Below are 26,474 nucleotides of genomic sequence, written 5' to 3'. Positions count from 1 at the left end.
AATTATTCAGTTGGCTTTCTGGCGGATGGCATGAACTGGAATGCTTGTCCATTTAGGTGTATTATGTTTGATTTTTGAAACCACTACAGTCATATCATCTTCAATATTACCAGATCGGGATCTGATCACTTCTTCCATAATTAAATCTGCCACTTCTTGAGGATCATCTGTCTTTAGCTCTGTAATTTTCCGCTTCATCCATAAATCAAAATTCTCAACATGCCTCGGTCCCTCAAAAACGCCATCACTCATCATAATTAATAAGTCTCCGGCTTTCAGCTGCTCGCTTACCACATCTACATCAAATTCCTGGATAATCCCCATCGGAAGATTGCTGGCCTGAATTTTCATTACCTTGTGGCCTCTTTTCACAAAGCTCGGGGTTGATCCAATCTTCAAAAATTTTGCATCAGCATTTTGCAAATCAATCATCGCCAAGTCCAAGGTTGAAAAAATTTCATCTGTTGTTCTCAAAGATAGTACAGAGTTTACTGACTTGATTGCTACTTGCTCCTCGATTCCGGATTGAAGTATTTTTTGGAGCAATTTAAGCGTTTCTTTACTTTCAGCATGAGCGCGTTCCCCATTGCCCATTCCATCACTGATGGCAATGGCATACTTTCCGCAGCCCAGCTCTATAGTTGAATAACTGTCTCCTGAAATAAAACCGCCATCTTTCGCTGCATGGGCAACGCCTGTTTCCACTGCAAATGCCTTAGCTGAGCGGAAGGTTACATGGCAAAAACCATTTGGAAATGAAGCGCATTCCTCTGAATTTACTAGAATGGTTTCTCCAAGAATATCAGATAGCATCGGAGCAATCAGTTTTTCACATTCCCCGTGACCCTGGCAGTACGGAATGGTCATATCAATATCGACATTTCCTTGTTCAAGGCTGTATATTTCAACTTGCTCAATATGAATGCCAAATTCCTGAAGCGCCTCCAGGATCTGCTCTTCCTGTTTATGATGGTTTTCACGTTCCCTCTGAATCTCCTTTGCAAAATCGCCCATTACTTCTGAAACGCCCATTAACTGGTCGGCCACAAGCCTTCTGCTCTCCTGTACCTGCTTCTTCAGTTTTTGGTTTGCTTTAAAATAGGTTAATTCCTGCTGTACTGCTTCAGTCACTTTCTTGGATCTCGTGCAGTATTTTTCCCATTCCCTTGCAAGTTTTGGGGAAAGAGAACCTTGATTATCGTCAACATCATGCATAATATCCATCATATATTCATAGGTTGTATTAAAGTTCTTTGTCCAGCAATGTTCTTTCTTAAAACACGTCTGGCACGTCTTTTCCGTTACATTGCTTAAGAAATAATCCATTTCTCTATCATGATCTTCCTCCCGCTCTGACGGCTGATCATGAGATGAAAAGCTTTTAGACAGTGCTTGAAATACACTGGAAAACTGCGCAACCCGCTGTGCAGTAACATCCCGCATCTTTCGCATATACTGCTGCTGCTCTGCGGCATATTCAGGTGTTCCGGGTATATGCTTTGATAATTTTACAGTTAAAGCCTGTGGAGTTAACAGAAATAAGAGAATGGCAGCGCCTGTTTCTGACAGGGTCTTCATTAAGTTTGCGCTTCCTTCTCCATACATGCCCATGAGAAGAGTAGCGATTAGAAGCCCAAATGCAACACCGAATTTTTTGCCTTCTTTTAAAAGGCCTCCAAGCAGGCCTGAAAAAGCAAGCAAACTCATATGATAGAAACTTGATATATTAGCTAAGGAGAAGATTAATCCGGTTACGACTCCTACAGTAGATCCAACCGTTGCACCTGCCACAAAAGCAAACAGCAGGACAAGATAGCGTGACATAATATGCTCCACAGATAGATCATAGACTGTCCATCCTATTGTTCCTGTCATAACAGAAGCCAGTATGATAATCAGGCAGACAATTTCTTCCGTTTTCAGTGATTGCCTCCGTTTATTAATGGATAGCAAAGGCAGCCCTTGCAGAAAAATAAGAGTTAATATAAAGCCAAGGCTGGACTCTACTCCAGCCATCATACCATCGTACAGAGTCAGCTGGCCCTTCATAATAAAGGCCTCCAGCAGCTTTCCTGCTAATAGGGTGAAGAAAACATAAAAGGGCAAGGCCTTTATTTCATTATGAAGCCACTTTTTTGAAACCCGGAAAGCAAATAAGAATATAAACGCAATCCCAAATGCAGATACGGCATTTGATATGGATAAAGTCGCAGCACCAGCTATCAATCCAACTAATGCGAGCGGCGCTTTATCTCTTCGTATAAAGTAAACCGCTGCAAAAAACGGAAGGCTAAAAGGGGTTAGTTTCGCTAATATCAAGGCTCTTCCAAGCAAAAAGCCAATGATCAACAGAACATAGCCTTTTTTAAGAAAGAAATTCTCCAACCCTGATTGGAGTTTTTTTAAGCCTTTGGCAAATTCCAGTTTCGGTTTGTTAAATGGCACATCTCCGATCGGCTCTATTACATTCCTTTCTACCTTTTCCATTAAACTACACTCCCCATATTTTTATCGTTGCTGACAATTATAAAAGCCCCGCACTCAAAAGTTTGTCAAAATAGCGGACAAGCCTCGGTTTTTCGTTCGACGGTTTTCCACCATATATGGGATTAGATAACAATATTTAAAGCCTTTTTTGGTGGCTCTGTTAAACTTGATTGCTGATTTCCGCTCAATCAACAGAATGCTATAAAGAACATTCAGCTTTAACACAGCCTTTTTGTTAAAGACATTTCCCTGAATAACAGAAATAGTGAGAGAACCCAAAAAGTCCAGTTTCCGGAAAATCAACCATTTGGAAAAAATTGACGAAGTCTCTGTGAAGATTTGCGACATATTTCTTTAAATATCTTATTGACTTCCTTTTTAAAACTTTGTATTATAAATCTTGTGCTTTGAGGCACACTGTTAATCTATTAAAAATATGGCGGTGTAGCTCAGCTGGCTAGAGCGTACGGTTCATACCCGTGAGGTCGGGGGTTCGATCCCCTCCGCCGCTATCATAGGATGCGGAAGCGTGTTGCCCAGGGGCGACAAGCATAAGACAAGATGGCAGAAAGGTTGTACTTTACCTTTTTGACAGATTGGCTTATGACCTCGAGCCCCTACACGCTGAAGCTGGACTACTGAAATGCGGAAGCGCCTTGGTCACCCCCGACAAGCACAAGCCGATCCTCACGGAAAGGTGTTCTTTACCTTTATGGGAGGATCGGCTTGTGACCTCGAGGGGGTAGGCGCTGAAGCTGGACATCATAGGATGCGGAAGCGTGTTGCCCAGGGGCGACAAGCATAAGACAAGATGGCAGAAAGGTTGTACTTTACCTTTTTGACAGATCCCCTACGCGCTGAAGCTGGAATGTTAAAATACAATTAATCTTACCAAGGCCCGTTGGTCAAGCGGTTAAGACACCGCCCTTTCACGGCGGTAACACGGGTTCGAATCCCGTACGGGTCATTTCAAAGAAGCGTCAGCCTTAGGCTGGCGTTTTTTTGATAGCGTTATATAGGGGATATTTTTAAGAAAAAGAACAAAAGCTGAAGCGCCTTGACATAGGAACTTCAGCTAAAAACCGCCACGTCCTGTGCAAGTCCGACAGGCATAAGACGAATCACGCAGGAAACCTACCAAAGCTCGCTTTGGTCAGGCGATGTATCGCTGCCGAAGCCTTCCTTGTCCTGATTTCTGGAGTGATTTGGCTTATGACCCGAGGGGCTAGGCGCTGGAGCTAGATGCAGACAACTTTTCACAAAGTTATTCACATAATTTTATAATTTCCTAGACAACAAAAAAACAAGCCCTAAACGGACTTGCTTTTTCCTGATATATATCACGAACAGCAGCAAGTTATCCTCGTCTTGCGCCTCTTCCTCCACGCTTGGATTCAGTGTGGCGTTTTAATGATGACAGGCGATCTTCGCTATCCTTTAAAAAACGAGCCATTTTGGCTTCAAAATTTTCTTTAGAGCGGTTATCATTTGTTCTGCCATGACGAGGACGGCCAGAATTAGAATGTCCTCTGAATTCTTTCCTGTCGCCTCTTTCAGGTCTATCAGATCGCTCAGGACGGTCTTTCGCCTTTTTGATGGATAAACCGATCTTGCCATCCTTTTCGACATTAATGACTTTTACTTCGACCACGTCACCTACTTTTAGGTGATCATTAATATCTTTTACATAATTGTCTGCGACTTCACTTATGTGCACCAGACCGGTTGAGCCTTCCGGCAGCTCCACAAAAGCTCCGAAATTTGTGATACCTGTGACCTTTCCTTGTAACTTGCTGCCTACTTCGATTGACATTAAAAAAATTTCCTCCTTGAAAGATATAAATCATACTTTCTATATATTATACAGAATCAAAAAAAAGAGTGTCAATACAGCCTCTAGTCAGCTGATTTTTCCTTATCCTTTTTCTTTTCATTTTCTGTCTCTTCAGGGAGGCTAAAAATAATTTCATTATTGTCAGATAAGAAATAGTCTTTCCTGGCAAGCTTAGCGATATATTCATCATCATTGAGCTTTACAATTTCTTCCTCAAGAATGACTTCCTTTTTCTTTAATTCAGCCAGCTCTTTGTCCAGCCGATTCTTTTCTTCCACTTTACTTTCCAGAGCAGCAGACTGCGAAACGAGTGTGGAGATCATAAAAACAGAAATGGCGGCTGCCATTGTAAAAAATGCTGCTAATCTTCTAAATAAAAGCTTTTTTCTCCGGCCCGCACTGATCTCTGCCGCTTCCTGCTGTCTGACATAGCTTGTTTCCATTTTGGCTACATTCTTTTTCTTGCTGACACTCACTTTCGCATTCCCTCCTTACTCTTTATGCTTTTTCCATTTTGAGATCCACTTTAAAACATAATTCTTTGTTTGCTGTAAATATCCTGCCAATTTATTATATAACTTCTCGACGGATTTTTTAATATTTTTCGGCAAAAGTTTCCACAAAAGTGACAAAAGCCATTTGACAGGCATAAATCCCACCTTCACAGTAAGCCAAAGGACCTTTAAGATTACCTTTAAAAGGGAATAAATCCCCTTCCCAAGCATAACACTGATAGCAATTAACGCAGTTATAAGCCCTTGGATGGGTCTATAAATGACTAAAGTAAATGCCTTAACTAAAAAGCGGTATATGGAGATAGCCATTCTGATGGAAATCTCCAATACCCGCAAATACACTTTTTTAAATAAGCTTTGATAAGCAGCAAATCCGCAAAGCAAGGCAACAAAAATATAAAACCTCAGTTCACCTTTATTAACCAGGAATAAAATATAAAAGATAGCCAATCCCTGTAGCAGCCAAAAAAGGATGTCATTAATAAAGACAATCCAGCTTTTCCGCTTGGTTCTCATAAGGAAACGATTATAGGTATCAAGGGCAGCCCCAAAAACACTTCCCATGCCAATCATGGCCAGCATGGTCATAAATTGAGTGGTCAGTGTCATCGGAATAACTTGCTAAAGAAACCTTTAGCTTTATCTCCATTCTGATCGTCTATATAAACGAGGTCAAATACCTTTCCTTTGATGGAAACAATTCCCTTGTCCACATCCAGGTTTTTCATCTGCAGATTCTGCCCTCTAATCGCCAGGAACCCCATCACCGTTTCCAGCAAGAACTCTTCATTATCAAAACTTTCAACCTGTTTAACCCCTGTGATATCCAGAAGCCTTCTGCCTCTCATGATAACATCATGTTCCTGGGTATTCACTTTGTTTGAACTTGACTCATAATATTGGCTCATTATTCATCCCCCGCAATCACATAGTACAACCTTTTTGTACATGTTTATGAATAGGAAAATGAAATTAGAACAAGCCAATTAGAAAAGCGCAAGGCGCCACATCCAGACAGTTATTGAAGTTTATAAATTCCTGTTTTTATGCTTCTGTTTCAGCTTTCTCTTCCTTGATAATCTTGTACATTTCCGCTGCCTCTTCCTTGCGTGTGGTTTCCTGCAGCTGCTCCACTTTGACAGTGACCAGCTTCTGCCCAAAACGGATTTGAAGCTCATCTCCTACTTTAACAGTCGAGCTTGCTTTAGCCTGCTGTCCGTTAATTGTTATTCTGCCCTGGTCGGAAACCTCTTTTGCCAGTGTCCTTCTTTTAATAAGCCTTGATACTTTTAAAAATTTATCCAATCTCATTTTTGCCACTCCTCTGGTTTTCCCATTAATATCCCTTCGCTTTTGCCTCGTTCCAAAAGTCATCAAGCTGTTCCAGCGTAAAATCTTCAAAGCTTCTGCCGCTCATCTTTACTCGCTCTTCCACAAACGAAAAACGGCGGATGAATTTCTCATTTGTCTTTCTAGTCGCTTCTTCAGCATCGATTTTGTAGAAACGGGCAATATTAACCAATGCAAATAAAATATCCCCGAATTCAGCTTCCATTTGGCTGCTGCCAGCTCTTGCCTCAGATTCGAATTCAGAAATCTCTTCCTTCACTTTCTCCCAGGCAGGTTCGACTTCCTTCCAATCGAAGCCGACTTTAGCTGCCTTTTTTTGAATTTCTGCAGCTCTCATAAGATTAGGAAAGGATTTAGGTATAGAATCCATAATAAATTCCTGCTTTTCACCTTTTTCTTCTTGCTTAATGCTCTGCCAGTTTTTCAAAACATCCTCTTCATTTTCAGCTTGTACATCTCCAAAAACGTGCGGATGGCGGCGGATCATCTTCTCAGAAAGCCCTTGGATAACATCATCAATGGTGAAATAGCCTTCATCCTCCCCAATTTGGGCATGCAGCATAACCTGAAGCAGGACATCTCCAAGCTCTTCTGCCATATGTTCGCTTTCTTCATTATCAATCGCTTCAATTAGCTCATATGCTTCTTCAATTAAATATTTTTTTAGTGATTCATGGGTTTGCTTAAGATCCCACGGGCAGCCATTCGGTCCGCGCAATTCTGCTATGATGCTGCGCAGCTTTGAAAACTCCTTATATAAAATCGTTTCATCCTTCACAGGAGGCACATACACAGAAGTTAAGTTATTTAGCTCCATACCATGGTCAAGTTCATGCAGTGGTACCTTTGTCACTTTTTCTTCCCTGCTGCCGGCAGCCGTAACGATGTAAACCTCATAATCATAAGGAAGCTTTTCCATAAGTGTCAGCTTGACATCACTAGCGACAAATTGATCATAAACCTGCCCAATAATAATGTGCTGGGCAACTTCAATTTCATCCCTATTTAAATCAGTTCCATCGAGGAGCTGAAATCCTTCTATTGGATCTATTCTCAATGCCTGAAATAGGGGGTCGAGGAAACTTTGCCCGCCGCCAAGGTCAATCTCGATGTCTTGTTGCGGGGCTCTTTCGATCAGCAGCTGTACTGTTCTTTCTGCAACAAGAGGATGGCCAGGTACAGCATATGTCACATCTGTGTCAAGGGCTGCTTCCAGCAATGTTTCACAGATCTCTTCATAAACTTCCTCAAATCGGCCATGCTTTTCATAGATACTGTCGAAAGACTGGTACTCCAGCCCATCTTTCTCAAGGTCTCGCAGAACTGGGTGCTCCTTTGTACGTAAATAAAGGGTTTCTGCATTCCTGATCTTTTTATAGACTCCTAAAGGAAGCTGGTCCAAATCTCCTGCTCCAAGCCCGAGAATCGTTATTTTCTTCATTTATTTCTTCATCTCCTATTCTTTTTAGGCAGCAAGAACATTAGTTTGCTTCCAAATGGAAGCATAGCGAGCTCTTCCTCTTTAAAAGTATTGCCTTTAAACACAATATACAAATAAATAAAGCCCCCCAGAGCCACGGCACTTAACGCCTGAAACCCGGCAAACATGCGGTCCCGCTCAGGAGATGCGAACAATCCTGTTGCATCAAGGTACAATTGTAAAACAATGGCCATAACAGCAGCTGCCGAACCAATAATAAATAAAAAGCGGGCTGAAATCAGGGATATTCGGAAGTACCTTTTTAGCTTGATGAAAAGAAGCATAAGTACCGCCCCAAGTGCAAGGCAAGAGGCAGCCGCAGCCCCAATTGTCCCATACAATGGCACCAATAGAACGTTCAAGCCATACTTAATCACAAACCCCAGGACAATTACTACCGCAGGATACAGAATAAACCCGAGCCCCTGCAATATGGCTGTAATGGTGATAATCATGGAACTTAAAAAAATTAACAGGCTAAGAACAGATAGTACATCTGAACCCGACATATTTTCAAAAAGCATTATATTTGCCGGTTCAATGATCGTCCATAAGCCCACTGTTGCGGCTGCTCCAACGAGAATGCCTATTTGAAGTGCAAGCCTGATTTTATCTTGAAGAAAATCAGCCTGGTTTTTCATTTTTTCTTTGGAAATCAGCGGTACGAGCGACAAAGACATCGACGTCGCTACTACCATCCCAAGCTGTACAATTGGCTGGCCACGATCATACACACCTTTCAGTTCCTTTGCTTGCCCCCCCTCATAACCGGAAGCTAACAGAAGTGAATACAAATTCAGTGAATCTGCCAGCTGGATAAAAATGAGAACAAGGCTGCTAATGCAAATCGCAAACCCCTGGATCATAAGCGCCTTGGCAATTTTTCCGCTTTTTTTAAAATCAATTTCAATAAAAGAAGGAAGCCTCCTTCTTTGTTTTAAATAAAAGAATGTAATTAATATAAGTACGGCCGTAAAACCCCCTGTGATTGCTCCAAAAAGGGCGCCTCCCCCTACAATATAAAGAGAACGTCCTTCCCTTACCAACAGAAAAGCCGCAAGCAGAATGGTTATCACCCTTACCAGCTGTTCCCCTACCTGCGAAACTGCAGTGGGCAGCATATCTCCTTTTCCTTGGAAAAAACCCCTGAAGATCGAGACAATAGGAAAAATAAGAAAAGCAAATGCAACCACCCTCAACAAAACAGCAAGCTGCGGATCGTTCATTCTGGCAGCCAGCCAGTCTGATCCCCAATACAGCAGGGTGAACCCTATAAAACCTATTATTGTCAGGATAAAGGCAGAAATCACAAATAAGTTTTGAATTTCCTTTTCCTCCTTCAAAGCAGCCTGCTCGGCATAAAGCTTTGAAATCACGACAGGAAATCCATATGTAGATAACACTAAAATAACCCCATAAAAGGGATAGACCTGCTGGTAAATATAAAAGCCTATATCACCGACAATGTTTTGAAAAGGCACACGGTATATAGCACTTAAAATTTTTGTAACAAGGGCGGCGATCGTCAAAATAAAAGCACCTTTAAATAGATCGCCTGATGTTTGAACGGGCTTCAATTGCCCATCTCCTTCCAATTGAATTCGAATGTATTATAGCATATCAGGACTGCTCCTTCAGATGGCTTCTATTTTAAATTTAGAAAACGAATTGTTACAAGCTTTAGTAAATCGGATACGGAAATGGATTAAGCAGCTTTGGGGGTCTACTGGATTTGTGCGCTGATCAGGCAATTTTGCGTGAAACTTCTTTATTGGTGCAAAGCCTCATGCGGTTAACGGCGAGTTTAGCTGATTTTTGGGCACATACTAGCATTTTGCGCATTTCAGCGGATTTTGTGCGTAGGTTTTCCTCATTTGTGCTCGGCCCCCTGCGGTTTGCATGCGAATTCAACTGATTTCTGCGAGAGCCTGCGGCTATATGCGAACCATTGGTTAAAAGATGCGCTTATGTCCGAGTGATAATGGTTCTTTACTTAGAAAAAGAAAAAAGGCAGCATTCCGCTACCCCTTTCATTTAGTACTCATTTTTATGATTCCATTTGTCTGGCAAGGAAACCTGCAGCTGTTTCAACTGCTTTTTGCTCCACATCGCCTAATGAATCTTCTTTAGCATAAATAATGACTGCTCCAATTGGATCTCCATTTGCAATGATTGGGCCAATTGTATAAGCGGAGGAAGGTTCTGTGTTCCCGTCAACAAGCGAGATATCGCCAGGCTGGTTAACAAGGACTGAACTGCGCTCTTCCATTGTCTTTTCAACAAGATCGCTTATATTTTTGTTTAAGTAATCTTTTTTGGAACCTCCTGCAACAGCGATGTAAGAATCTCTGTCACAGATTAACACTGGATTTCCCAGGCTGTCATATAAGGCTTCTGCGTATTCTTTTGCAAAATCGCTCAGTTCACTGATTGGTGAATATTTCTTTAAGATGACTTCTCCATCACGATCTACGAAAATCTCCAGCGGGTCCCCTTCACGAATCCGCAATGTTCTGCGGATTTCTTTAGGAATTACTACACGACCCAAATCATCGATACGACGAACTATACCAGTTGCTTTCATCCAACGTTGCCTCACTTTCATCTGATGATTTTTTAAATTTGGCTATGACTCATATTGGGAGAAAATGAATACATCGCCATGTTTGAACTTAGTATCTTTCATATGGAAAGTTATATACGTGCACCAAAAACTTTTTCTCATAGATGATATAGATTCCAAAATCGGATAAACATTCCAAATGATCCCTCAAATAGAAATTACCCTTGTATGGAACAGATAAACATTTCTATTGTTTCATTTTTTTAACAGAAATATTTCCATATTTTTACGCAGTTGGATGTTGTTGCTCTTTTTTGGCTTCATGCATGCCTTTTATTACTTCGTAGGCGATGTTTAACCACTCATTTGTTTTAATTCCTTTGATATGGAGGACAGCCTTTAGTTTCTTTCCTTCCATTCCAAGGCCAATCATTCTTCCGTGTTTGCTTGTGATTTGGAATATTTTCTGGCCGTCTATATTTTCGCTTGCATGTTCAGATAAGAGAATGAGCACTTCATGCTTAGACTGTTTTACAGTTTCAATTCCTGCCATCTCTCCATAAACCTTCATTTCGGCAATTTGGAATAAATAAGCCACTTCATCAGGGTATTCACCAAATCGGTCAATCATTTCATCCTGAAGTTCTTCTACCTCTTCAAGAGAGGTTATACCCCGAAAACGTTTGTACATTTCAATTTTCTGGTGGCCGTCAGACAAATAGAAGTCTGGAATATAGGCATCTACATCCAAATCAATTTCTATTTTAGCTGCCTTTACTTCGCCGGTAATATTCTCTTTTCTCTCTTCAATAGCTTCTTTAAGCATTTGAGAATATAAATCAAATCCGACAGAGTCAATAAACCCATGCTGTTCGGCTCCCAATAAATTGCCGGCCCCCCTAATCGATAAATCGCGCATTGCGATTTTAAAGCCTGACCCTAGTTCCGTAAATTCTTTTATTGCCTGAAGCCTTTTTTCAGCTACTTCTGTTAATACTTTATCTTTTCTGTATGTGAAATACGCATAGGCAACCCTATTGGATCGGCCAACTCTTCCCCTTAATTGGTAGAGCTGCGATAGGCCCATTTTGTCAGCATCATGTACAATCAATGTGTTGACATTTGGAATATCAACTCCAGTTTCAATAATCGTTGTACTGACAAGAACATCGGACTCGCCTTCAAGGAAGCTTAACATTACAGATTCTAACTCATTTTCCGTCATTTTCCCATGGGCATAAGTTACCTTTGCATCTGGAACTAACATGGATATTTCCTCGGCTTTTCGTTCTATATCCTCTACACGATTATATAGAAAATAGACCTGTCCATCCCTTGCCAGTTCCCTTTCAATCGCTTCACGGACTAATGAGCCATTATACTCCATCACATAGGTTTGAACCGGGAATCGATTTTCCGGCGGAGTTTCAATAACAGATAAGTCCCTGACTCCAAGCATTGACATATGAAGGGTTCTCGGAATAGGGGTAGCAGTCAAGGTAAGGACATCAACATTGGTCTTTAGCTGTTTGATTTTCTCTTTATGCGTCACGCCAAAGCGCTGCTCTTCATCAATAATGAGCAGGCCTAAATCTCTATATTGGATATCTTTTGACAAAATCCGGTGCGTGCCGACAACTACGTCAATAGTCCCTGCTTTTAAGCCTTTTAGCGTTTCTGTTTGCTGTTTTTTTGTTCTGAATCTGCTCAATAGCCCTATTTCAATGGGATAATCCTGGAATCGTTCTTTCATGGTTTCATAATGCTGCTGGGCAAGTATAGTGGTAGGAACCAGGAAAGCTACCTGTTTTCCATCTGCAATTGCCTTGAAGGCAGCACGGATTGCCACTTCTGTTTTGCCATAGCCCACATCGCCGCATAGCAGGCGGTCCATCGGGCGTTCTCTTTCCATATCTTTTTTGATTTCGTGAATAGAACGAACCTGATCCTCCGTTTCCTGATAAGGGAATGCTGCTTCAAACTCTCTTTGCATATCTCCATCAGGACTGAATGCGTAGCCCTTGGATGCCTCTCTCTCTGCATATAGCTTAATCAGATCATCTGCAATATCCTGTACAGATGATTGAACCTTTTTCTTAACTCTCTTCCAGTCGTTTCCGCCCAATTTATAGATTTTTGGCTCTTTTGCTTCTGAACCAACATATTTTTGGACAAGGTCAATTTGCTCCACCGGTACATATAGCTTATCGCTGCCCTGATAACGGATATGGAGGTAATCTTTATGGACTCCATTAATTTCAAGCGTTTCAATCCCCAGATACTTTCCGATACCATGGTTTACATGGACCACATAGTCTCCGACTTTAAGTTCTGAATAGCTTTTGATTCTCTCTGCATTTGATAGCTTTTGCCTGCGTGCTTTCTTTTTCGTGCGTTTATTAAAAAGCTCTTCTTCCGTAATAACAGCAAGCTTTTGGCCTGGGAGCTCAAAGCCTGTCTGAAGGCTTCCTTCTAAAATTTGAACTTTGCCCCGTAAAAGCGGCTGGTCTGCATTGACAAAAGCCGCATCAATTTCATAATCCTCAAGAACTCTTTGAAGCTTCTTGACCCGCTCTTCATCAGGACCCAGAAAAACAACGGAATACTTGCCTTTTTTCCACCTTTCCAGCTCACTTTTCAGCACATGCATTTGCCCATGGAAATTTTGCATTTGCTTGCAGGAGATATTGATAATGTTTTGCGGATTCGTGTTCGGCACATGCCTTAAGAACAAGGCCATATATGTGATCGGCTGCTTGGATCGATGCAAAATTTCCTTTAAGTTATGAGAAACCTTAACATCATGGATAATCTGCCCTTCACCCAGCAGACTCGTGTACCATTCCGCTTCTTCCTTCTCAAGAGAGTCGTTCATTTCCTGCACACGGCTGATTTCATCTATGAAAATTAATCCATTTGCAGGGAGATAGTCTATTAAACTACTTCCATTATCAAATGCAAAGGATAAGTATTTGAAGAGCTGTTCAGGTTTATTTCCCATTCTCAGCTGTTCCAATTCATAGCCTACATTTTGTGCCAGCTGCGTTTTGGCTTTATCGTCCTTTAATTTTTTTAGGCTATCACCCAAGCCTTTTTCCAGTTTTTCAATCAGTTTATTAAAATGCTCAGCATCCAGAGGTATTTCTGTTGCAGGACCAATGGTCACTTCATTTAATCTTTCTTTTGACCTTTGATCTTCCAAAGAAAAAGTTCGAATAGAATCAACTTCTGTATCAAAAAGCTCAATCCTTACCGGATCTGCTTCTGTTAATGGATAAATATCAATAATGCCGCCTCTGACACTGAACTCCCCAGGTGAAGAAACCATTTCTGACCGGACATATCCCATTTTGACAAAGCTTTTTAACTGTTCCTCGGTCAATTCATCGCCAATCTTTAAGGAAAGCTGGTATTTGCTCCAGTGGGATGGAGGAGGCAATATTTTTCTTAGCCCAGCCATAGGAACAATCATGATTCCTTTTTTATTTTTACTCCAGTAATTTAAAGCTTCAATCCGCTGGGCCTTTAACTCCGGGCTGGCAACTCCTATCTCGGCTGCAATCAGTTCGTTCGCAGGGTATAAAAATACCTCTGTATCCTCTGCCAGACTTACAATATCATCATAAAGCTTTTGGGCCTGCAGGAGATTATGGGTTACAACCAGCATTGGCCTTCCGGATTGCTCATATACAGATGAAAGAAACAGAGTGCGTGCAGATCCTGATAAACCGGCAAGCATTTGCTCCCTTAATCCTTCCTCTATCCCAGACAAGATGGCACTTAAATCATCCTGCTGGCTAATTATCTGTTTAAGACCTAACATGAAAGCCCCTCCTAATTAAGAAAAGCGCAAGCGCCTTGCCCACCCCCGACAAGCACAAGACGAGCCCCACGGAAAGGCGTTCTTTGCCTTTCTTGTGACCTCGAGGGGGTAGGCGCTGGAGCTAGACAGTTATCGCAGTTCGAAAAAATTTACTTTATCTATAGAAAGCGCAAGCGCCATGGCAGTGCAGGGCAAATTGCAAAAGCAAAGCCCAACACTGCCAAATTTGAAATAATAATTTTTTTTATAAATACTTCATCGACTTTAACTATCATAATCTTACTAAAAAAGCTCATTATGCAACAAGGACTCTATAAAGTGAAACTTCCATCAGTGGGGGTTTTTTCATCCCCCCACTGATGGTTAGTTGAACCAATCGGGCATTTACGGGCAGTTGAACCCCCACTTAGAATTATCCCTTTGACTCTCAAACTCTTGAAATGGGGGCCTTACTGCCCGTTAATGCGGGATAAATGAGTTTCTATCAAATCATTCCCTTTCCAACAAAATTTAAAGGAAATGGAACATATATTTATCTTTAAAAGAAGAACGAAAACCTCTTGCAATAGAAAATAGAAAAATGCTTTGGATTGTCTCCAAAGCTTGTTAATGAATGATAAAATCCTGCTGATGATAATCCGGATTGCGTTCCAGCGATTCCTGGCAATCCTCGCAAATAGCTTTTACATGCAAATTTCCTGATTGGTCATAAGAAATCATTTCCTGGCGTTCTTCATCATTCAACTTATGAAAGCCCAGCTGTTCTGTATGAACAGAGTCATTTTCAATTGAACCAATCTTTGTTCCGCAATGACGGCAATGATAATGAATAGCCATGCCTGTCCCTCCCCGTCGAACTGTCCATAATTCTATTATGAACGGTTGAGAGGGAACTTATTCATCATGCACACCTTCATTGATGTTTATAAGTAACATTATTTTATGATAAGAGCAAGAAAATATGAAATTTATTGATTAAAATCATTCATGACCTGCAAAAATGGCTTTTTAAACCACTCTTCACAAGCATCCGCACACCTTCTGGACACTTCGTCCATAATTTCCTGTTCTTCTTTTGTAAATCGCCCCAAAACATAATCAGGAACCTTCATGCCGCTGGGAGGCCGGTCAATGCCCACTCTTATTCTGTTAAACTCCTGTGTCCCCAGATGGGCTATTGTAGACTTAATGCCATTATGCCCTCCTGCACTGCCTTTTTGACGAAGGCGAATCTTGCCCACAGGCAAATCAAGGTCATCATAAATAATAACCAATTCGTCATCGTTAATATCAAAATAGTCCATCACAGCACGTATGGATTCACCAGATAAATTCATATATGTAAGAGGCTTGAGAAGAAACACCTTTTCTCCATTTACATAACCAGTTCCAAATACCCCTTTTAATTTAGCTTGATTTAAAGGAATATTCAGCCGTTCTGATAAGACATCAATTACATCAAAACCAATATTATGTCTTGTTTTATCATATTGTTTGCCGGGATTCCCCAAGCCTACAATCAGCTTCATTTTTTTCCCCCCTAGTTAAGCTCGATCGCATGCCTACCCAGACATACGCCCAAACGCTTATATGAAAGCACGTCTAAAAATGCTGGACTTCCATTTTAATATAGTGCTGCAAATGGCAATTATGCAAGCAAATAGGGGCTGGCCCAAAATTGCCCAGCCCCTGCTTGAAAAGGCTTTTTCAGCCTATTCCTCACTCTTAGCTTCATCTTCTTTTGCTGTTGTCTCTCTTCCTTCTTCGTTTTCAGGAGTGCCCGCTTCCTGTTCCTCACCGCTATTAATTTCCTCTTCCTGTCTAGGAGGAAGGATAGAAGCAATAACCTGTTCTTCTTCGTTATTGATTTCATAGCCGCGATTAGCTTTAATATCAGCAATGGTTAAAGTGTCATTTACCTGAAGGTTGGTAACATCGACTTCAACAGAAGAAGGAATATTTTTTGGCGTGGCTGTGACAGAAACTTCATGCATGGATTGCTGCATAACGCCGCCGTCTTTAACTCCGGCTGCTTCCCCAACCAGTACCACCCGTACATCGGCTGTGATTTCCTTTGTCATATCCACAGCAAGGAAATCAGCATGGACAATTTCATTTTTCAACGGATTGGACTGGTAGTCGCCCAGCATTACATCATATTTATTCCCATCCAAATCCAAAGAGAAAACTCCATTTCTTCCAACTTCCTTTATCGTCTTAAGGAAGTCCGCTTCACTTAAGTAGATGGACTTGCTTTCAAGCTTTGAACCATATACTACTGCAGGAAAGTTTCCTTCCTGGCGCAGCTCGGTTAAGTGAGAATTTCGCGATCCTTTTCTTTCTTTTGCTTGCAATACAGCTGTCATTATTACGTCCCCTTCCTCATTTAGAAATAGTTAAGTCATTGACTGTCTATATAAAAAAATGCCCTAAAATGAGGAAGTCTAAACGTTTTAGATTTCTCTGCTTGAAATATTTATTTGCGATAGCACAGCAGGCTTGCTTTTCAGCAAGCCTGGAATGCTTATTAAATTATGCTATCAATCGAATAAAGTGCTGACAGATTGCTCTTCATGAACACGGATAATAGCTTCGCCGATAAGCGGTGCTACTGAAAGTTCAACAATCTTATCTGTTTTCTTTTCTTCTGGAAGAGTGATTGAGTTTGTCACAACCAGCTCTTTAATTTTTGAGTTTTCGATTCTTTCGATGGCAGGTCCGGATAGTACTGGGTGTGTACAGCATGCATACACTTCTGATGCGCCATTTTCCACAAGTGCATTAGCCGCAAGAGTGATCGTTCCGGCAGTATCAATAATATCATCGATTAAGATGGCAATTTTCCCATCGATGTTACCAACAATATTCATAACCTCTGCGACATTTGGCTTTGGACGGCGCTTATCAATAATGGCAATCGGAGCTTTAAGGCGATCTGCCATTTTACGGGCACGCGTTACACCGCCATGGTCAGGGGAAACGATAACGATATCGCCATCCATAATTTTATTCTTAAAGTAATCAGACAGGATCGGCACACCCATTAAATGATCGATAGGGATATCAAAGAAACCTTGAATTTGCGGTGCGTGCAAGTCAAGCGTAATAACACGGGTTGCACCTGCTGTTTCCAGTAAGTTCGCTGCAAGCTTAGCTGTAATCGGTTCACGGGCTCTTGCTTTTCGGTCCTGGCGGGCATAGCCATAGTAAGGCATAACAATGTTGATTGTTTTCGCTGATGCACGCTTTAGTGCATCAATCATAATTAGAAGCTCCATTAAGTGCTCATTTACAGGAGAGCTTGTTGATTGGATGACATACACATCGCATCCGCGGATACTTTCCTCGATATTTATTTGGATTTCTCCATCGCTAAAACGGGTTACAGAGCATTTTCCAAGCTCTACACCTATAACATTCGCAATTTCTGCCGCTAACTTCCGGTTTGAATTTAAACTGAACACCTTCAAATTTGGATCTAAATACTGGTTTGACATGTTGGGCCTCCATCGATTTATTTCTTGCTCATAATATTTAATAAGTCCAGGAAAATTATTTCTTATTATTTAATTTTTGAGTGTAATTTTCCTTATTTACCTGGCGTGCCCGGGCAATGGAAAGCGCCTCTCCCGGCACATCTTCTGTAATGGTTGATCCTGCTGCTACATAAGCACCTTCACCAATTGTTACGGGTGCAACCAGATTAGAGTTACAGCCAATAAACACGCCATCTTCTATCTTGGTCAAATATTTATTTTTTCCGTCATAATTGACAGTAATTGAGCCGCAGCCTAAATTTACGTCTTTGCCAATTTCCGCATCGCCAATATAGCTTAGGTGTGATGCCTTGCTTCCTTTTCCAAAAACAGACTTCTTCACTTCCACAAAATTGCCTATTTTTACTTCATCATGAATATCAGACTGAGGGCGAATATGCGCAAATGGACCAATATTAACATGTGAGCCAATATGGCTGTCATACGCTGCAGATTGGCGGATCACAGTCTGGTCTCCAATATGGCAATCTGAAACCTCAGTATTCGGTCCGATTACACAATCTGAACCGATCACCGTATTGCCGGATACGATTGTTCCAGGATGAAGAATTGTATCGGAACCAATCTTCACATCGGGACCAATATAGGTGTTTGACGGATCAATGATTGTAACCCCATTACGCATATGTTCTTCATTAATCCGCTTTTTCATGAATGTTTCTGCCTGGGATAATGCCACCCTGTCATTGACGCCCAAAGTTTCCTCAAAGTCGGGTGTTTGATAAGCCGTTACTACTTCACCTTCATTTTTAAGAATCTCGATTACATCTGGAAGATAATACTCACCCTGTACATTATCATTTGTAACCTTGTTCAAGGCTTCAAAAAGCGCCTTATTATCAAAGCAGTATGTTCCAGTATTGATTTCTTGGATTTTCCGTTCTTCCTCGGATGCATCTTTATGCTCTACTATCTTTTCCACCATTCCCATATCATTGCGGATTACACGTCCATATCCGAACGGGTTTTCAGCGTGCGCAGTTAAAATAGTCGCTTTAGCAGAAAGCTCCTCATGGTGCTTAAAAAGCGCTTCCATTGTTTCATGCCTGATCAGTGGAGTATCTCCGCAAACAACGATTGTAACGCCATCTTTGCCTTCAAGAAGCTCGCGCGCTTGCATGACGGCATGAGCTGTGCCCAGCTGCTCTTCCTGAAGAGCATATTTGCTGCTTGAGCCAAGCTGATCTTCAACCATCTCGGCACCATGCCCTGTTATGGTGACAATTTCTTTTATATTAAGCTTTGTAACTTGATCAACAACATGTTGAACCATCGGTTTGCCGCAAACAGGATGAAGGACTTTATAAAGCTTTGACTTCATTCTAGTCCCCTGGCCTGCGGCTAAAATTACCGCGTATCGATTAGACATTTACAGGCCTCCAATTTAACCTTTTTATCCATTAAGAATATATCTTAAATGGGCTCTCATTTCAAGGAATGATGATAAAGTACAAATATTTGTCATTGCCATGCACGGAATTTTTTCTAAAGAGGTTTACATCAAATCATGCTGGGTAAAAGAAAAAAGCCCTAAGCACCTCCAATAGCTGGCTGGCTTAGAGCTTAATTTTTTTGAAATGAAATAAAAAGAGCCTTACTTTTGAAGTAGGCCCTTGATGATTTATTTTTTTAGGAAGCACCGGCTTCTTCAAATTCAACTTCTAATTCACCTAAACGGTGGTACTCGGCTAATACAGCCTCCTGGATTTTACCGCGCGTTCCTGAATTGATAGGATGCGCAATATCTCTAAATTCCCCATCCGGAGTACGTTTGCTAGGCATGGCTACAAATAAGCCATTGTTTCCATCAATTACCCGAATATCATGAACAACAAATTCATGATCCAATGTAATAGATGCGATTGCCCTCATTCGTCCATCCGTATTGACGCGGCGTAATCTAACGTCTGTCACTTCCATTCTGTTCACCACCTTTTCGAGAAGATATAATCCTAATTTTATAAATTCAACATATTTGTTAAATCTCCTTCTTAATTGGAAAATATTTTTTGAATATTTTGTGCAAGCTTTTCCTCATGGCAATTAAGCATGAAATTATATCAGCTTCGGACCTTAATACCAGTATATTTAACTCTTCTCGTATAATAAAAAACGCCCGTTAAAAATTCAACGAGCGATGGGAATAACCAAACTTATTTAACTAGTGCTACGACCTCAATTTCCACCAGTACATCTTTGGGAAGGCGCGCAACTTCAACACAGGAACGGGCCGGCTTATGTGTGCTGAAATATTCTCCATACACTTCATTAATAGCTGTAAAATCGTCCATGTTTTTAATAAAGACAGTCGCCTTCACTACTGTGTTTAACGAAGCGCCTGCTTCTTCAAGCACAGCCTGAAGATTTTTAAATACCTGGTGAGTCTGTTCTTTTACATCGCCGTCAACCAAAACGCCTTCTGCTGTAAGCGGAATTTGGCCAGAGCTGTAAAAGAGGTTATTAACCGTAATCCCTTGTGAGTATGGGCCAATTGCTGCAGGTGCCTGATTCGTTTGAATGACTTTCATGAATTCTCCCCCTAAAACATTATTTAATTTGGCTCTGTTATTTTTGAATGCTGATTTGCTGCAGACACTAGAGCGAACTGCGAGCTTCCGGCTCGTCGCGCGTTTTACGCCTGCCGGGTCTCCCTTGGGATGCTTCTCCTGCAGGATATTGAATGGCTGGGCATCCTCGAAAAAACACCGCACGAAGAATGCAAAGATTTTTTTAAGGAACCTTCCGCTTCAATAAACAAGTGTTAAGTGAACATTAAGCTTTTAGACAGCCTATTTTCTAAAATAGTTTCCCTCACTTACATTGATCTTTTTGTCCCGTACATCTACATCAGATAGGCGCACAAGCGAAAGATACTCATCAACCAGCCGTTCCTCAGCCTTTTCTGCCTCAACCAGAACGGCAATACCAGCCAAATTGGCCTTGAATTCCTCAAGCATGCTGACCATCCCATTCACTGTTCCGCCAGCTTTCATAAAATCATCTATGATTAAAACATTTGAGCCTTCTGCGAGGCTCCTTTTCGAAAGAACCATAGTTTGAATCCTCTTGGCAGAGCCTGAAACATAATTAATGCTTACTGTCGACCCTTCTGTCACCTTGCTGTCGCGTCTAACAATGACGACTGGGACATTGAGATAATTGGCCGCGGCATAGGCGAGCGGAATTCCTTTTGTAGCCACTGTCATAACGACATCAATTGGCTTATCAGCAAATGCGGATGCAAATAATCTTCCGGCACGCTGGACTATCGATGGGTCACCCAGAATGTCGGTCATATAAAGATAGCCTCCGGGCAAAAGCCTTTCCGGACTGGCAATTAAGCTGCAAAGCTCCTCCACAAAAGGCCGAGCCTCATCATCATTTACCTTTACATTGAATTTAACCCCGCCAGCAGCTCCAGACACAGTTTGCAGAGTGCCTATCCCTCTCTGTTCGAATGTTTCTTTTATAATTGTCAAGTCCTCGCTTATGGAAGACTTGGCAGAACCATATCTTTCTGAGAAGAAAGTTAAGGATACCAGCTGACGCGGATGGTTTAATAAATAATTAGTCATATCTATTAACCGTTCGCTCCTGCGAAATTTCATTTATGGAACCCCCATATAAATCCGAATATTTTAACGATAATATACCATTAATATACGGATTTAATCAAGCCTATGCCTTTCTCCAAGCATTCTGACTGCAAAAACCTGGTCACAGAATCCTCTAAGGCCATTATAAATCCGATGCATTCTTGAATCATGATGAACCAGTCCAAACACAGTTGGCCCGCTTCCGCTCATCAGAACTGCATCGGCCCCAAATCGTTTCATTTGGTCTTTAATTTGTGCCACCTCAGGATGCATCTGAAGCGTCACATCCTCGAGGACATTCCCAAGGTTGCTGCATACACCTTCATAGCTTCCGTTATGTATAGCCTCAATCATCCCATTAGTATTTGGATGCTTAACGCGGCTGACATCCAGCCTTTTATATACATCCGCTGTAGATACACCTATAAACGGCTTGGCTAGAATTACCCAACATGTTGGAGGCGCAGGAAGCTCCTTAATCACTTCTCCTCTTCCTTTTGCCAAGGCAGTTCCTCCATAAACACAGAAGGACACATCCGAACCGATTTCCGCACCGATCTCAGCAAGCTCATCCATTGAAAGCCCCAAATTCCATAGCTTGTTTAATCCTCTAAGAGTTGCTGCTGCATCACTGCTTCCGCCCGCCAGCCCAGCAGCAACAGGAATCGTTTTTTCAATTGTAATGGCCACACCTTTTTGTACTTGAAACCGTTCTTTAAGAAGATGTGCAGCCTGATATGCGAGATTACGCTGATCATCCGGAACAAAACGGTTGTGGGAAATAATTTTTATTTCATTTTTGTCTAAAAGCGTTAATTCTAGGCGGTCTGCCAAATCAATTGTTGTCATAATCATTTCAACTTCATGATAGCCATCTTCCCTTTTATGTAAAACATCCAATGACAAATTGATTTTAGCAGGTGCCTTAACCATGACCTTCAACATTTCCACCTACTTCTTTGAATATGAAAAATTTATAAAATTGGACTTCGGCAACTGTCTAGCTGATGGCACTATCTGCCCGGATTATGCGGTCAATAAGCAGGTGCCATGGGCTATTCTTTTAGAGCGTCTCCATTTTTTGTCCTATTTTACCACAAAATAAACAGAAAAGCTCAAGGCCTTGAAATATAAGGTTTTCTCATGATTTTCAGGTTTCAGGAGAGATTTTTAAAATATAAATGCCGAAGCAAGATGCTCCGGCAGCCGCAGTACTATTTAATTGTTAATGGTTGAAATAATGGATCTAAGCCAATTTTATTTGTTAAGAAGATTTTGCTGTGCCATCTCAATGGCGCGCTTTACCATATTCCCGGCATCTTTAGCGCGTATTCCGCCCCAGCCTTCTTTTTGGACAACATCATAAAATCCAAGCTCTTTTGCAATTTCTTCTTTTAACCCATCAGACATAATGCCTCTTCTTCTGCCCAACATTAACATCTCCTTTCGCACTGCGGTACTTTTATTATGGAACACGAGCCCTGCATTCATAAGAGCCTTATTTATCCTGAACAAAAGATTAACACCTAAAAAAAGCAAAACAAAAAGCAGCAAACAAATTGTTCACCGCTCCGCTGTAAAATATATGTTAGCTTAAAGCAACCTGTCCTGATGTGTCATCGTAGAATGTAATTTGAACCGTTTCTGTTAAAACATCCGCATAGCTGTAAGATACACGTTCAAATGCATTTTCATCTTGATCTAATTCAATCACAAATACAGAAGGGTATGTTTCTGCCAAAACACCAGAACGCTCGATTGTCTTTCTGCGCCCGCCATTTGCTTTTAGCAAAAGCCTTTTCCCAAGATTTGAATCAAGAGCTTTTTTAATATCCAATAATGTTTTTCCCATTCGGTCCACCTCACTATGTAAAGTATATCACACTGACACAATACTGTCAAACAAAAATATAAATTATAACAGTGTTTAAAAATAAATGTCAATATGTTTTGTTCTACTTTTTCTTCTAATTTTCAACAATTTTAGGATTGCCCTAAACACTAGAGAATATGTATAGTTTTTAAAAAGGCATTAAGACAAGAGATTATTATCTGTTATCCCCCTTATTATCCACGATGGCGAATTGTCAAAATATATCGTAATTTGCAGCATTAAATAAAAAAACAAGCCGTTCCATAAAATACAAACGGCTTGCCGCTACGATTCATTTAACTGTTCATCATTAAATGGCATTCCTGTTCTTAAAACACCCCGCGTTTCAATGCCGCCCAGTCCCTTTTCTCCTGTTAATGTGTTTCTTAAAATATCCCATAAATTAATTCTTTCCATAAATGGAGTAAGGCTTACTTTAGCAACAATATAGACAGGATCAAGCGCATGTATATTTACCCTTGAAGGTGAACTTGCAAAGTTGGCTCCTGCATGGATCAGCGATTCAAAGTGGGATTGGCAGGCTCCGGCAAAAATAACGAGCTGATCAAGGTGAGGAATCTTCTTCCTCGCTTCTCTTACCGTTTGCACAAACTCTTTGGAATGCCTGTAAGCATTAATGTCTGATTTCTTTCCTTTAGACTTTGAATAAGCGTCATGTCCTGTTATAACCAGAATATCAGGTCTGTAATGATCAATAAGCTGTCCGATTTTTATTGGCATCTCCTTTTCATTGCAATGGATGCCTGTTACAGGAATGCCTATTTTATCATAGACGCTCAAGCATTTTTTTAAATAAGACGGGTCTCCATCCAAGTGCAGCACTCTTCCCGGTATTTGAAAATAATTAGGGGTCTTGCTATACCCGTCTGTAACGTCATACTCCTGTTTTTCCCTTAAAAGAGCCAAATCCTGCCTAAAAAGCTGAAAAGATTGCTCCTCCAATGATCTATACTCCTGTTCAATTTTCATCCGGTCCGCCTGGTTGATGACGATTAAATCCTCATAGGGAGCATCGGCTACAAGACGTATATCCTCACCGAACAATACAGCTATTTTTCTGCCGCCCTGTTCTTTTATATCAATAACCCGGAAAAGAATATCACAGCGATAAGAAATTCTTCCGACGATATCCATAATATTAATAGTCAATGTCGTCACTCCAATTAGCCCGCAATGAACACCCGGGCTTCTCTAATCTCTTTGCGTTTATTTTTTGGCTCTGTTATATATGCCTGTTGATTCACGCTCCAGGCACTCTGCTCATACTCAACTGATCGGTCTCCCTTAGCCCCGCATATCCCGCAGGACTTTGAATCAGTAAATGCGGATGCATCTTGGAGACCTCGTGCCTTCCGCTTAACCAACAGTGGGCCAAAACTAACAATGTGCTTTAAAACAGCATATGAACAGGAAAAAGCCGCTTAGGGAATTTAATATTCATGTCATAAATTATGCATTCGTCTATAAACATGTGCGTATAAAAGGAGATTAGTTGGAGACAGCTTATTTTTGCCCATAAAAAAAGCCCGCTTTCCGCAGGCTTCCATATTTAGGAGAAGTGAGGCAAAAGAGCATCGCTTAAACGCGCAAACTCTTCTATCGATAACGTTTCTCCTCTTCTTCCAGGTTCAATCTCTGCCATCGCAAGAGCAGAGAGGATTTGCTCCTTCTTCTGTTTCCCTTCTGGCAGCTGGCTTGTTAAATTATTGAGCAGAGTCTTTCGCCTCTGTGCAAAACTTGATTTCGTCACCTGGAAAAAGAACGATTCACTTTTAACTTTTACAGCGGGCTCTTTGCGCTTTGTTAATTTGATAACGGCAGAATCCACATTCGGCTGCGGCACAAATACCGTCTTAGGAACGATCATGGCTGTTTCTGCTTCCGTATAGTACTGTACAGCGATTGAAAGCGAACCATAGTCTTTCGTACCTGGCCTGGCAGAGATCCTGTCAGCAACCTCCTTCTGGAGCATACAAACAATTCCCCTAATGGGCAGCTTATCCTCCAGCAGTTTCATAATAATCGGTGTTGTCACATAATATGGAAGGTTAGCTACGACCATAATATCGTTAATCCCGCTAAATTCCTTTTCAATCGCTCCCTTAACATCTGCTTTTAAGACGTCTTCGTTAATAATGGCGGCATTAGGATATGGCGACAAAGTTTCTTCTAAAATAGGAAGAAGACGCTGATCAATTTCAAAAGCAAGCACCTTTTTACTTCTGCGTGCCAATTGTTCAGTCAAAGCACCTATCCCTGGGCCAATCTCGATAGCTCCGGATTCCTCAGTTAAATTTGCATGGTCGACAATTCTCCTGAGTATATTGGTATCAATCAGGAAGTTTTGTCCCAGGCTTTTTTTAAAAGAAAACCCATACTTTTCTAAGATCGCCCGTGTTCTGACTGGTGTTGCAATATCTTTATGCATTTTGCTCCTCCTTGCGAATAGCTTCTATTGCAGCTGCAAAATCCTCACGGCTAACCTGAAACATCATCAATCTTTTATGAAGCTGTTTACCATTTGTGTAGCCTATTTTAAGAAGCTTTCCAAGCTTTTCCCTTCTCTCCTTGGCCCCGCTTCCGCCAATTAGGCCGGCAGTAACCAGGTCTTCCTGGGTGATTGTCTCTTCATAAGTTTCCTGCATCATCTGGGCATTTTTAAGGGCCTGGCGAATCATTTCAGGGGAAGCATGCTCAACCCCTACCCCTTTTCCATGTTTATGCAGGGCATCCGCTTTCTCAATAAATGCGTGTTTGCACCCGGGAACTTCATTTGTAATCGTATTTCTTATTTTTTGCCCTGGAAAATCCGGGTCTGTAAAAACAATGACGCCTCTTGTTTTCTGGGCAAGCTTTATTTTTTCAATGGTATCCCGATTAATGGCAGACCCATTTGTTTCAATCGTATCGGCATTCAGCGCCCTTCTAATGGCTGCTGTATCATCCTTGCCTTCCACCACAATAATTTCTTTTATCTTCATGTTTCCTCCTAATATTACAAACGAAACAGCTGGATTTACTGGCTTAGCTGCCTTTATAAAAAATAGGCTGTGTTAAAGCTTATTGTTGATTTTAGCACCCTGTTGATTGNAGCGGAAGGTGCGAGACTCCTGCGGGAGAAGCGTGTCAGCGGGAGACCCCGCAGGTGCGAATGCACCGAGGAGGCTCCCGGACCGCCCGCGGAAAGCGAGTGCCTGCAGCGGAAATCAACAGGTAAATTTAACAGAGCCAAAAAATATTATAAAAAAACTGAAAAAAACTTGAAACATTTCTGTAATGTAATTCGTCTAAATATATGAAAGAAGAATATATTTATAAAGAACATTTTTTATTATATATGAAAGCAGCTGGAAAAGAAAAAATGTTACCATTAAC

The 26,474-nt window shown here is 41.2% G+C and carries 24 protein-coding genes and 2 tRNA genes; 2 read left to right on the top strand and 24 right to left on the bottom strand.

Annotation, left to right across the window (positions count from 1 at the left end):
• Nucleotides 1-6 precede the first annotated feature (6 nt).
• The gene (spoIIE, locus tag L634_RS0114130) at nt 7-2,487 is read right to left on the bottom strand and encodes a stage II sporulation protein E (protein ID WP_026583009.1); all 2,481 of its coding nucleotides are present in this window, start codon (nt 2,485-2,487) and stop codon (nt 7-9) included.
• Between the two features lie 438 nt (nt 2,488-2,925).
• Between spoIIE and L634_RS0114120 the strand changes: the two genes are divergently transcribed.
• Both L634_RS0114120 and L634_RS0114110 read left to right on the top strand, forming a co-directional pair.
• A tRNA-Met gene (locus L634_RS0114120) sits at nt 2,926-2,999 on the top strand.
• 383 nt (nt 3,000-3,382) lie between these two features.
• Nucleotides 3,383-3,454, top strand: a tRNA-Glu gene (locus L634_RS0114110).
• 390 nt (nt 3,455-3,844) lie between these two features.
• Here L634_RS0114110 and L634_RS0114105 read toward each other — a convergent pair.
• From L634_RS0114105 to rnmV, 23 genes are all read right to left on the bottom strand, one after another.
• Nucleotides 3,845-4,300 carry a S1 domain-containing RNA-binding protein gene (locus L634_RS0114105; RefSeq protein ID WP_026583007.1) on the bottom strand — a complete coding sequence of 152 codons (456 nt, stop codon included), beginning with the start codon at nt 4,298-4,300 and terminating at the stop codon, nt 3,845-3,847.
• 83 nt (nt 4,301-4,383) lie between these two features.
• Entirely contained in the window at nt 4,384-4,797 is a 414-nt protein-coding gene (locus tag L634_RS0114100; RefSeq protein ID WP_026583006.1) for an FtsB family cell division protein, read from the bottom strand.
• A 15-nt stretch (nt 4,798-4,812) separates the two neighbouring features.
• Nucleotides 4,813-5,445: a spore cortex biosynthesis protein YabQ gene (yabQ, locus tag L634_RS0114095; protein ID WP_026583005.1), complete on the bottom strand. Its 633-nt coding sequence runs from the start codon at nt 5,443-5,445 to the stop codon at nt 4,813-4,815.
• Nucleotides 5,442-5,744 (bottom strand): sporulation protein YabP, encoded by a 303-nt coding sequence (yabP, locus tag L634_RS0114090; RefSeq protein ID WP_026583004.1) that lies wholly within the window; start codon nt 5,742-5,744, stop codon nt 5,442-5,444. Before yabP ends, yabQ begins: the two co-directional genes overlap by 4 nt.
• 136 nt (nt 5,745-5,880) lie before the next feature.
• Entirely contained in the window at nt 5,881-6,147 is a 267-nt protein-coding gene (locus tag L634_RS0114085) for an RNA-binding S4 domain-containing protein (RefSeq protein ID WP_026583003.1), read from the bottom strand.
• Between the two features lie 25 nt (nt 6,148-6,172).
• Entirely contained in the window at nt 6,173-7,627 is a 1,455-nt protein-coding gene (gene mazG / locus L634_RS0114080; RefSeq protein ID WP_026583002.1) for a nucleoside triphosphate pyrophosphohydrolase, read from the bottom strand.
• 8 nt (nt 7,628-7,635) lie between these two features.
• Complete coding sequence (locus L634_RS0114075) at nt 7,636-9,243, bottom strand: putative polysaccharide biosynthesis protein (protein ID WP_026583001.1); 1,608 nt, start codon at nt 9,241-9,243, stop codon at nt 7,636-7,638.
• Nucleotides 9,244-9,713: 470 nt separating this feature from the next.
• Nucleotides 9,714-10,250: a stage V sporulation protein T gene (gene spoVT, locus L634_RS0114070; RefSeq protein WP_026583000.1), complete on the bottom strand. Its 537-nt coding sequence runs from the start codon at nt 10,248-10,250 to the stop codon at nt 9,714-9,716.
• A gap of 265 nt (nt 10,251-10,515) precedes the next feature.
• Nucleotides 10,516-14,052, bottom strand: a complete 3,537-nt coding sequence (gene mfd, locus L634_RS0114065; RefSeq protein WP_026582999.1) for a transcription-repair coupling factor — start codon at nt 14,050-14,052, stop codon at nt 10,516-10,518.
• A 606-nt stretch (nt 14,053-14,658) separates the two neighbouring features.
• Nucleotides 14,659-14,889 carry an anti-sigma-F factor Fin family protein gene (locus L634_RS0114060; protein ID WP_026582998.1) on the bottom strand — a complete coding sequence of 77 codons (231 nt, stop codon included), beginning with the start codon at nt 14,887-14,889 and terminating at the stop codon, nt 14,659-14,661.
• A gap of 131 nt (nt 14,890-15,020) precedes the next feature.
• Nucleotides 15,021-15,581, bottom strand: coding sequence for an aminoacyl-tRNA hydrolase (gene pth / locus L634_RS0114055; RefSeq protein WP_026582997.1), 561 nt, complete (start codon nt 15,579-15,581; stop codon nt 15,021-15,023).
• Nucleotides 15,582-15,764: 183 nt separating this feature from the next.
• Nucleotides 15,765-16,418, bottom strand: coding sequence for a 50S ribosomal protein L25/general stress protein Ctc (locus L634_RS0114050; RefSeq protein ID WP_026582996.1), 654 nt, complete (start codon nt 16,416-16,418; stop codon nt 15,765-15,767).
• Nucleotides 16,419-16,592: 174 nt separating this feature from the next.
• Nucleotides 16,593-17,549: a ribose-phosphate diphosphokinase gene (locus L634_RS0114045; protein ID WP_026582995.1), complete on the bottom strand. Its 957-nt coding sequence runs from the start codon at nt 17,547-17,549 to the stop codon at nt 16,593-16,595.
• A gap of 55 nt (nt 17,550-17,604) precedes the next feature.
• Entirely contained in the window at nt 17,605-18,978 is a 1,374-nt protein-coding gene (gene glmU / locus L634_RS0114040; protein WP_026582994.1) for a bifunctional UDP-N-acetylglucosamine diphosphorylase/glucosamine-1-phosphate N-acetyltransferase GlmU, read from the bottom strand.
• A gap of 260 nt (nt 18,979-19,238) precedes the next feature.
• Nucleotides 19,239-19,529: a septation regulator SpoVG gene (spoVG, locus tag L634_RS0114035; protein ID WP_009336662.1), complete on the bottom strand. Its 291-nt coding sequence runs from the start codon at nt 19,527-19,529 to the stop codon at nt 19,239-19,241.
• Between the two features lie 233 nt (nt 19,530-19,762).
• Nucleotides 19,763-20,137, bottom strand: a complete 375-nt coding sequence (locus tag L634_RS0114030; protein WP_026582993.1) for a RidA family protein — start codon at nt 20,135-20,137, stop codon at nt 19,763-19,765.
• 261 nt (nt 20,138-20,398) lie between these two features.
• Nucleotides 20,399-21,217, bottom strand: a complete 819-nt coding sequence (gene purR / locus L634_RS0114025) for a pur operon repressor (protein WP_026582992.1) — start codon at nt 21,215-21,217, stop codon at nt 20,399-20,401.
• 60 nt (nt 21,218-21,277) lie between these two features.
• Nucleotides 21,278-22,147, bottom strand: coding sequence for a 4-(cytidine 5'-diphospho)-2-C-methyl-D-erythritol kinase (gene ispE / locus L634_RS0114020; RefSeq protein ID WP_026582991.1), 870 nt, complete (start codon nt 22,145-22,147; stop codon nt 21,278-21,280).
• 315 nt (nt 22,148-22,462) lie between these two features.
• Nucleotides 22,463-22,636 (bottom strand): small, acid-soluble spore protein, alpha/beta type, encoded by a 174-nt coding sequence (locus L634_RS0114010; RefSeq protein ID WP_026582990.1) that lies wholly within the window; start codon nt 22,634-22,636, stop codon nt 22,463-22,465.
• 157 nt (nt 22,637-22,793) lie between these two features.
• Nucleotides 22,794-23,057 carry a biofilm formation stimulator Veg gene (veg, locus tag L634_RS0114005; protein WP_026582989.1) on the bottom strand — a complete coding sequence of 88 codons (264 nt, stop codon included), beginning with the start codon at nt 23,055-23,057 and terminating at the stop codon, nt 22,794-22,796.
• Nucleotides 23,058-23,363: 306 nt separating this feature from the next.
• Nucleotides 23,364-24,248 carry a sporulation peptidase YabG gene (yabG, locus tag L634_RS0114000; RefSeq protein ID WP_026582988.1) on the bottom strand — a complete coding sequence of 295 codons (885 nt, stop codon included), beginning with the start codon at nt 24,246-24,248 and terminating at the stop codon, nt 23,364-23,366.
• Nucleotides 24,249-24,648: 400 nt separating this feature from the next.
• Nucleotides 24,649-25,527 carry a 16S rRNA (adenine(1518)-N(6)/adenine(1519)-N(6))-dimethyltransferase RsmA gene (gene rsmA, locus L634_RS0113995; RefSeq protein WP_026582987.1) on the bottom strand — a complete coding sequence of 293 codons (879 nt, stop codon included), beginning with the start codon at nt 25,525-25,527 and terminating at the stop codon, nt 24,649-24,651.
• A complete protein-coding gene (rnmV, locus tag L634_RS0113990) occupies nt 25,520-26,080 on the bottom strand; it encodes a ribonuclease M5 (RefSeq protein ID WP_026582986.1) in 561 nt (186 codons plus the stop codon). Before rnmV ends, rsmA begins: the two co-directional genes overlap by 8 nt.
• Nucleotides 26,081-26,474: the final 394 nt, after the last annotated feature.

It is taken from the genome of Bacillus sp. J33, from assembly GCF_000518885.1.
Taxonomy (GTDB): domain Bacteria; phylum Bacillota; class Bacilli; order Bacillales; family Cytobacillaceae; genus Cytobacillus.
Note: the sequence above shows the minus strand (reverse complement) of the source record. Positions and strands in the feature narration are given on the sequence as shown.